11 protein-coding genes are annotated in these 7,668 nt (G+C 54.1%); 7 read left to right on the forward strand and 4 right to left on the reverse strand.

The window, feature by feature from the left end:
- The 3 genes from ABTW62_RS13035 to treF all read left to right on the forward strand — a co-directional run.
- The coding region (locus ABTW62_RS13035) for a hypothetical protein (protein WP_430905008.1) at nt 1-184 on the forward strand (184 nt) is incomplete at its 5' end.
- Between the two features lie 192 nt (nt 185-376).
- Nucleotides 377-889 carry an SDR family NAD(P)-dependent oxidoreductase gene (locus tag ABTW62_RS13040; protein WP_430905009.1) on the forward strand — a complete coding sequence of 171 codons (513 nt, stop codon included), beginning with the start codon at nt 377-379 and terminating at the stop codon, nt 887-889.
- On the forward strand, nt 864-2,495 hold the full coding sequence (gene treF / locus ABTW62_RS13045; protein ID WP_430905010.1) for an alpha,alpha-trehalase TreF: 1,632 nt from the start codon (nt 864-866) through the stop codon (nt 2,493-2,495). The genes ABTW62_RS13040 and treF overlap by 26 nt, the downstream gene beginning before the upstream one ends.
- 89 nt (nt 2,496-2,584) lie before the next feature.
- Here the strand turns inward: treF and ABTW62_RS13050 are convergent, their stop codons facing one another.
- Nucleotides 2,585-2,731, reverse strand: a complete 147-nt coding sequence (locus tag ABTW62_RS13050; protein ID WP_430905016.1) for an LEA type 2 family protein — start codon at nt 2,729-2,731, stop codon at nt 2,585-2,587.
- 510 nt (nt 2,732-3,241) lie between these two features.
- On the opposite strand from ABTW62_RS13050, the gene ABTW62_RS13055 reads away from it, so the two are divergent.
- Both ABTW62_RS13055 and ABTW62_RS13060 read left to right on the forward strand, forming a co-directional pair.
- Nucleotides 3,242-3,478 carry a type II toxin-antitoxin system Phd/YefM family antitoxin gene (locus ABTW62_RS13055; protein WP_430905011.1) on the forward strand — a complete coding sequence of 79 codons (237 nt, stop codon included), beginning with the start codon at nt 3,242-3,244 and terminating at the stop codon, nt 3,476-3,478.
- 32 nt (nt 3,479-3,510) lie between these two features.
- A complete protein-coding gene (locus ABTW62_RS13060) occupies nt 3,511-3,702 on the forward strand; it encodes a hypothetical protein (protein WP_430905017.1) in 192 nt (63 codons plus the stop codon).
- 233 nt (nt 3,703-3,935) lie between these two features.
- Here the strand turns inward: ABTW62_RS13060 and ABTW62_RS13065 are convergent, their stop codons facing one another.
- The 3 genes from ABTW62_RS13065 to ABTW62_RS13075 all read right to left on the reverse strand — a co-directional run bounded on the left by ABTW62_RS13065 (nt 3,936) and on the right by ABTW62_RS13075 (nt 6,391).
- Entirely contained in the window at nt 3,936-5,372 is a 1,437-nt protein-coding gene (locus ABTW62_RS13065) for a mechanosensitive ion channel domain-containing protein (RefSeq protein WP_430905012.1), read from the reverse strand.
- A 121-nt stretch (nt 5,373-5,493) separates the two neighbouring features.
- Nucleotides 5,494-5,733, reverse strand: a complete 240-nt coding sequence (locus ABTW62_RS13070; protein WP_430905013.1) for a hypothetical protein — start codon at nt 5,731-5,733, stop codon at nt 5,494-5,496.
- A 70-nt stretch (nt 5,734-5,803) separates the two neighbouring features.
- Nucleotides 5,804-6,391, reverse strand: coding sequence for an enoyl-CoA hydratase/isomerase family protein (locus ABTW62_RS13075; protein ID WP_430905014.1), 588 nt, complete (start codon nt 6,389-6,391; stop codon nt 5,804-5,806).
- 536 nt (nt 6,392-6,927) lie between these two features.
- Here ABTW62_RS13075 and ABTW62_RS13080 point away from each other — a divergent pair.
- Nucleotides 6,928-7,149, forward strand: a complete 222-nt coding sequence (locus ABTW62_RS13080) for a TA system antitoxin ParD family protein (RefSeq protein ID WP_090415819.1) — start codon at nt 6,928-6,930, stop codon at nt 7,147-7,149.
- A complete protein-coding gene (locus ABTW62_RS13085) occupies nt 7,142-7,432 on the forward strand; it encodes a type II toxin-antitoxin system RelE/ParE family toxin (protein WP_430905015.1) in 291 nt (96 codons plus the stop codon). The genes ABTW62_RS13080 and ABTW62_RS13085 overlap by 8 nt, the downstream gene beginning before the upstream one ends.
- Nucleotides 7,433-7,668 lie beyond the last annotated feature (236 nt).

Consider the following 7,668-nt stretch of genomic DNA (forward strand, 5'->3'; position numbering starts at 1 on the left):
ACTAGATCGTTATGGTGACTTCGCCACTTTTCTTGCTCAGGAAGATGTTACCGAGGCATTCAAAAGGCTTCGTCAGTCGGAAACAACTGGACGACCTTTGGGTTCGGAGGATTGGATCGAAAAGTTAACGGCAATGACTGGTCGTGAACTTAAGGCGAAGAAACGTGGCCGCAAAAGAAAGTAAAGGGTGGGAATAAAGTGTATTTAGTAAACTGTCACCGTAATTTAATTTGTAATTCTAGTAATTCGTAATTCGTAATTCGTAATTCCGCAGGTAAAAATATAAAATGCAATCGCGGAATTTGGGAAGTGGGATGTGCGTGACAGTGACGCAACATTATGGTAAACGAGAAGGTGCAGACAGCGAGATGGGTGGATGAGATTGTCGAACAGAGACGCCCTGGTCACCGGCAGTTCCCAGGGCATCGACCGTGGTATTGACTTGCGCCTGGCCGAGGGGGGCGCCGACGTGGTGCTCAACGGTCGCGAGTATGACCAGGGGCCGCGCGACAGCGGGCGCGGCGGGTGGATCATCAACAACAGCTCGGTGCACGAGGAGCTGCCTTTTCCCAACTTCACCGGCTACTGCGCCAGCAAGGGCGGACTGAAGATGCTGACGCGCAACCTGGCCATCAAGCTGGCGTCGCTGGGCATCACGGTCAACAGCGTCGCGCCGGGCGCCATCGAGACACCGATCAACAGCGCGCTGATGAACCTGCCGGAGAAGATCGCTGCATTGTTCGGCAACATTCCCGCCCAGCACCTCGGCCAGTCACGTGACGTAAGTGGCGCGGTTGCCTTTTTGGCATCGGACGACACCAGCTACATGACAGGAACGACATTTTTTTCGATGGAGGTTTGCTATGGAATTACCGCGAGCAGTGAATGACCAGACCAGCCGCTTCGATACGGACATCGGCATGGTTTCCATCGCCGACACCCTGACCCCCGCGCAGCGCTATCAGGAATTGTTCGTTGCGGTCCAGATGCAGCGGGTATTCCCCGACAGCAAGACCTTCGTCGACTGCGCCCCGCGACAGCCTCCGGAGCGGATTCTAGAAGCCTATCGCGCCCGCTGCGAGGCGCCAGACTTCGACCTCGCAGCCTTTGTGCACGAGCATTTCAGTCTGTTCGAGATGTCCGCGCAGGAGTTCGTGGCCAACCCGGACGACACCCTGAGCGAGCACATCGACCGGCTCTGGCCGGTGCTCACCCGCCATCCCCGCGAGCATCCCGAGCATTCCTCGCTGCTGCCGCTGCCGCACGACTACGTGGTACCGGGCGGGCGTTTCACAGAGCTGTACTACTGGGACTCGTACTTCACCATGCTCGGCCTGGACGAAAGCGGACACTGCGACCTGCTGCGCGCCATGGCCGACAACTTTGCCTACCTGATCGATACCTACGGGCATGTGCCCAACGGCAACCGCACTTATTACCTTGGGCGCTCGCAGCCGCCGGTCTTCGCGCTGATGACCGACCTGTTCGAGGAAGCCGGCGTGCATCGCGCCAGTGACTACCTGCCACAGTTGCACAAGGAACACTCATTCTGGATGAGCGGCGGCGACGTGCTGCGCGCTGGCGAAGCCGCCCAGCGCTGCGTGCGCTTGGGCGACGGCGCACTGCTCAATCGCTACTGGGACGACAGTGACGCGCCGCGCGAAGAATCCTATCTGGAAGACATCACCACCGCGCGCGAATCCGCGCGGCCGGCCCATGAGGTCTATCGCGATCTGCGCGCCGGCGCCGAATCGGGCTGGGATTTCAGCTCGCGCTGGCTCGACGACAGCCACCGGCTATCGAGCATCCGCACCACCAGCATCGTGCCTGTGGACCTGAACAGCTTCCTCTACCGGCTGGAGCGTCAGATCGCTCGGCTTAGCGAGATTAGGGGCGAGCATGGGCCAGCCTCGAGGTTCCGCCAGTTGGCCGAGGCGCGCCAGGCGGCAATTGGCCGCCATCTGTGGAGCGAGGAGACCGGCGCCTACCTGGACTACGACTGGCGCCTGCGGCAGCAGCGGCCGAACCTCACCGCCGCCACGCTGACGCCGCTGTTCGTCGGCCTGGCCAGCCAGCGGCAGGCCGACCGGGTAGCGCAGACTGTCAAGGCGCGCTTGCTGGCGCCGGGCGGCCTGGCCACCACGGAGATCGGCGACAGTGGCGAGCAATGGGATCGCCCCAACGGTTGGGCGCCATTGCAGTGGATGGGCATTCGCGGCCTGCAGGATTACCGGCATGACGCCTTGGCCGCTGAAATCGAGAAGCGCTGGCTGACCATCGTCGCCACACTCTACGAGAGCGAAGGCAAACTAGTGGAAAAGTACTTGCTACGGCCCTGCACCGAACATGCAGGTGGCGGCGAGTACCCGCTGCAGGACGGTTTTGGCTGGACCAACGGGGTGACCCGCAAACTGATGCAGGAAGACCCCAGTCACCAGGCGAACCGTTGCCGCGCCGGACATTGCCTGCAGCCTGGCACTGCTCCCGAGCGTTAGTCGCGGTACTCAGGGGGCGGGGCGGTAGCGGCCGATGGCCTCGCCGGGCAGATCCAGCGTGCCTCTTTCCGCGAAGCGCTGGGTGCCGGTCAGGCCACCAGCCAGCTTGCGCGCAGCACGCTGCCCCGCTGGTCGCTGACGCCGCTCGCCAGGCTTCGGCCGTCGACTTTCAGGTCGAGCGCCACTTCGCTGTAGTCGATGGCGATGTCATTGGGGTTCTGCAGGTGCAGCTTGATATCTGGGGTTAGGAGTCATAGCAAGGCTATGGCGACGACGAGCAACGCCGCAGTGCGTCCACCAGATGTGATCCAAGTGTTACAGTTATTTATGAACGACTCCTTAGGCAATGAATGTAGAAAGCGAACGGCAGGCCAGATACCGGTAATTATTCAAACAACATGTCGAAGGAGAATTATTGACAGAGATTCGACAAACGCTGAACAAAGGGCTGGCACTGGGCAATGAACGATTTAAAGCGGAAATAGAAAAATTGACGGGTCGGCGGGTAACAGCCAGAAAGCGGCCTGCTGGCTGGCGGAAGAAAGATAAAGTTCATAAATAGCTCAATATAATTTTACGCTGGCCCCAATATTTCACGTAATGCCACTCGCCAGAGCTTGATCCCGATTTTACGCTGCTTCGTAGCTCCAAATCGGCGCGTGAGTTGGGCGTTATATTTGGAAACCCTAATTGATATTGCGTACGTATTCGCGTACGCTTTTGGTCTTTGGGGGTGATTTGTGACAATGCTTAATGCGACTGAAGCCAGGGCTAAGTTGTATAGTCTTATTGATGAGGCTGCTGAAACTCATCAGCCAATTGTAATTAAGGGGAAACGATCCAATGCGGTGCTCCTGTCGGAGGAGGACTGGAATGCTATAAATGAGACGCTTTATCTGGTTTCCATGCCGGGTATGCGTGAGTCCATTATGGACGGGATGGCGACTGATACAGATGAATGCAGCAAGGATCTTGATTGGTAATGTGGGCGCTTCGATATACCAATCAGGCCAAGATGGATGCAAGGAAATTGGCATCATCTGGGCTTAAAAGCAAAGCTCAAGAACTACTAGAAGTCATCGGTAATAATCCTTATCAAAACCCACCACCATACGAAAAGTTGGTTGGTGACCTCGCGGGAGCCTATTCCCGACGCATGAATACCAGCATCGGCTGGTGTATCAGGTCATCGAGCAAGAGAAAATAGTAAAAATTCTGCGCATGTGGACTCATTACGAGTAGCGGTATAACTCCGGCGTTATATGCCTCTCTCTGTTTGAATCTAGGAACAATATTACATGGAAAGAATGCTTTCACTTTTGAATGATCAATTCCTGCCCCCTCATTTCCTATCATTATGTTTTTTCGTGACTAACTACTAGATTTCACTTCGAAATAAAGTCAGTGTTGATGGCCGTGACCAGATGATACCTGCTACGATCAGGCGTTGGGGAGAGTTTTCTCTTTCTCTGGTTCGAGCAAATTCTCTTCTTCTGTGTCATTGATGTCCTCCTCAATTTGATTTTTTAGGCTGGTGTCCACAGTCGTATCGAGTGTTTTGACCGTTTCCTCCAGACTTTGGAGGCTCTTCTTCTGGGTTGGGCTGTGCAGAGTAAAGTTATCCACTTGTTTAAGGCGAATGTTATACGTCGGCTCAGGCATCAAGACTTCTTTATCATCCAAGGCTTGCTTAAGCACCAAAATAGCGTTGCTGTGTACTTTGCCAAAGTCAGCCTCTTGCTGATCTATCCACGCGGTGTAGGTGATGAGAATGTTGGAGTCTCCCAAAGACCTAATGCGCGCACTGGGCATAGGGTCTTGCAATACCCCGGGCAGCATTCTAATGGCGTTGATACCTACGTCTTGTACCATCTGTAAATCTTCTGACACGTCCACCCCGACGTCTACGCTAAACGAGCGCCTAGGGTTGCGGGTGAAGTTTGTGATGACGCTGTTAAACACCGTGGCGTTGGGGATGCACAGGTGGTTGCCATCGGAAGTCACCAAAATCATATCCCGTGAGGTCATGCGCACAATCACTCCCTCGTAGGTGCCTATGCGCACATTGTCGCGAATGGAAAAGGGCTGACGGATGCTCAGTAAGATCCCTGACAAGTAGTTCTCGACAATGTCACGAAAGGCAAAACCAAGCGCCAAACCCACGACCCCCGCCGTACCTAGCACCGCCCCGACCAGCGCAGTTGCGCCCATCAGATCCAGAGCAAGCAACAAACCCACCACCAACAAAGCGGTGCTGGCAAGCTGTCTGATCATGCTGCTCAGCAAGCCGCTCACACTCAGGCGGTCAAAGAGCCAGTTGGATTTTCTTACAAGCTGTGAAAAAAAGCCGAAAAGCGCCACGATGAGCACACCGATCACAAAGGCAGGAAAAAACGATACAGCGTCACGCAAATATTGCTGCAAACGGGCAATCGCAGGGCTGATGGTCACATCAAGATCAGCATCTAGCTCAATCTTGTTGACCACATAAAACACCCCGTCCATTTCTCTGGCCAAGTTAGCAGCGTCTTCACGCAGAGCACGGGTAGCCGTCCCAGATAGAATAACCACCGCTCCCTCTACTTGTACACTGACATCTTGCAGACCAGGGATGGAGGCATAGGTGCGAATAAGCCGCTGCTCAACGCTGCTTTCTTGCTGCTGCAGCACCTCATCTGCTTGCTCACGCAGTACTTGTCTTTCGACTTCTTCTTCGGGGCTGCGCTCACGTACACCAGTAGGGGCGGGCGTTTCCACATCGAGCGTAGCTGTCTGTAAAACAGCGGTGTTCTGGGCAAACGTGCTGCCCAAGACCATGCTTAGCAACAAACATAGCATCAATACACGGGAGAGGGAAACATATCTTGTGTATATCATCGCATGCCTATAGAAAAAACACTCTTTCTCATGAGTAGACTAGGGGTCAAGTCTTGAGACAAAACGCACTACCCCAGCCATTTTAACAATTCAACTGACAGTCACATAATACACCGCGAATTCATCCACTATGGCTTGCATTGTATAGGCTGCGTTGCTGTTTTTGTATAAAGAGGTGCTTGAAATCGATTTGCCCAGGCTGAAAGAGGTCATGGAAGCCAAAGTCGTCAAGCGCTTGCCGGTGGTGATGACGCCGCGAGAGGTGGCGGCGCTGCTGAACGAGTTGAATGGAACGGCGTGGCTGGTGGCGAGCCTTCTCTACTGTACCGGCATGCGTTTTCTGGAAGGGTTGCGCTTGCACGACAAGGATCTGGATTCGGGGTTCGGGGCGGTTTACCTGCCGAACGCGCTGGAACGCGAATATCCCAACGCTAACAAGGCACAATCCGGCGATGCCTCGCCAAATAAAGCGGTGTCCAGGCATGGGGCAGTTTGTGGACGAAGTGGTAGCGGGCGACATGGTAGCTGGGATCGAAGCCATAAAAATTGAGCTGCATGCACGCGAGTTCTTCGGCGCGGTATGCCGCCAGGGGCTTGCGGTTTTCATCCTGTTGGCGCTGGGCTTGTTTGCGTTGCAGCAGGCTTGCATAATCCGGACTGTTTGCCAGCGCCAGGGCGATCTGGGTGATTTGGTCGCGGAATGGCTGGTGTGCGAGATCGAAGCAGTCATCGATCAAGCCGATCGCGCGCGCTTCATCGGCGCCGATTGGCAGGCGGTTGCCGGTCAGGGCGGCTGCCTGTTGCGGTGTGACCCGTTTGGGCAGCAGATAGGTCCAGTATTCCGATCCGTACGAATTGCCCATACTTTTGTAATGCGGACTCAGGATCACGCTCCGGCGGGCATAGATATAGTCGGCCGCCAATGACAGGAACACCCCCCCGGCGCCGGCATTGCCCTGCAAGGCGGCGATGGTCAGCACATGGGTGCGGGTGATGATGGCCTGCACCAGGTCGTTCATGGCGTTGATATTGCGCCAGGATTCATCTGCAGGGCTGGCGGCGTGTTCAATTTGATTCAGGTGCAGAGTGGGGCCAGGTCGCTAATAAAGAAATACAAGAGTAACGTACAGGACTATGACCCACAAGATTGAACTACCACCTAATGAAAGTAGGTGGGTTAGCGCACCAAGCTAAACGCGCATAAGTCAACACATTTAAAGTCAAAGTCACCGTCTAAAGACGGTGGTTTTTACCAAATTTATGGAAATAAGAATTCACAATTCTATATCCTGTCTTTGTTATTTTTGATTCTTTGTTATAGACCCGGCCCCGTCGTATTGCGTTACCGATTGTAGCGGTAGGTGTTCGCAAGCTGAAGTTCGGGCTCAAGCCAAAACTTCGCTTCACCTTCTCCGGACACCACATCAGCCCTGTGCGGAGCCGCATGCAGGGTGCCGTGGGGGCTGAGGGTTAGATACCCTCATCTACCCGATCGCAACTTGCCTCAAGTGTGGCATATTGCTACAATTGAGGCAACTCAACTCAGGAGGTACAAATGGCCACGAGCAGCATTCGCTTAGATCAAAATCTAATTGAAAAAGCCACTATTATAGCCAAAGCGCTTAATCGAACCCCGCCCAAACAAATAGAACATTGGGCAAAAATCGGCGAGATAATGGAAGATAACCCCGATTTACCCTACGAATTTGTAAGGCAAGCCATCATCGCGCAGGCAGAGCGGGACGCCGGAAAGCTGGAGGCCTACGATTTTGGTTAAAGCCACGAGTGTATTACAGACCCCTACGTTCAAGAAAGCGGTAAAGAAACTCAAGCCCAACCAGAAAAAAGACCTTGATTTGGCCGTTAAGGACCTAATGGCCGACCCCAACATTGGCAAGCAGAAAAAAGGAGATCTGGCCTTTCTGCGAGTCCATAAGTTCAAGATGAACAAGCAATTGATTCTGCTGGGTTACAGTTTTGATGAAGGTGCCCTTGTCCTTGAACTGATGGCCCTGGGCTCACACGAAAACTTCTTCCGCGATATCAAGCGGAAGAAGTGACGGTTGTACCGCACCCCATCGTATAAAGGGGCCAGGTCGCTAATCAAGAAAAACAAGAGTAGCGTACGTGGCTGTAGCCCATAAGAGTAAGAATTCACAATTCTAGGCCTTATCTTTATTTTTCTTGATTCCTGATTCTTAATTCTTGGATCACGACCTGACCCCTTAGTGCGAGTAACGGTACAACAACCGGTTCAGATTGTGGCTCGCTTCGCTCTCACAATCTAACCTTATTC

Origin of the sequence: Nitrosomonas sp. ANs5 (assembly GCF_050584665.1) — a bacterium.
Classification (GTDB): domain Bacteria; phylum Pseudomonadota; class Gammaproteobacteria; order Burkholderiales; family Nitrosomonadaceae; genus Nitrosomonas.

Bases quoted from the DNA above. Each gene is read 5' to 3' on its own strand.
- ABTW62_RS13040 (WP_430905009.1), top strand. From the start codon at position 377: ATGAGATTGTCGAACAGAGACGCCCTGGTCACCGGCAGTTCCCAGGGC.
- treF (WP_430905010.1), top strand. From the start codon at position 864: ATGGAATTACCGCGAGCAGTGAATGACCAGACCAGCCGCTTCGATACG.
- ABTW62_RS13055 (WP_430905011.1), top strand. From the start codon at position 3,242: ATGCTTAATGCGACTGAAGCCAGGGCTAAGTTGTATAGTCTTATTGAT.
- ABTW62_RS13060 (WP_430905017.1), top strand. From the start codon at position 3,511: ATGGATGCAAGGAAATTGGCATCATCTGGGCTTAAAAGCAAAGCTCAA.
- ABTW62_RS13065 (WP_430905012.1), bottom strand. From the start codon at position 5,372: ATGATATACACAAGATATGTTTCCCTCTCCCGTGTATTGATGCTATGT.
- ABTW62_RS13075 (WP_430905014.1), bottom strand. From the start codon at position 6,391: ATGAACGACCTGGTGCAGGCCATCATCACCCGCACCCATGTGCTGACC.
- ABTW62_RS13080 (WP_090415819.1), top strand. From the start codon at position 6,928: ATGGCCACGAGCAGCATTCGCTTAGATCAAAATCTAATTGAAAAAGCC.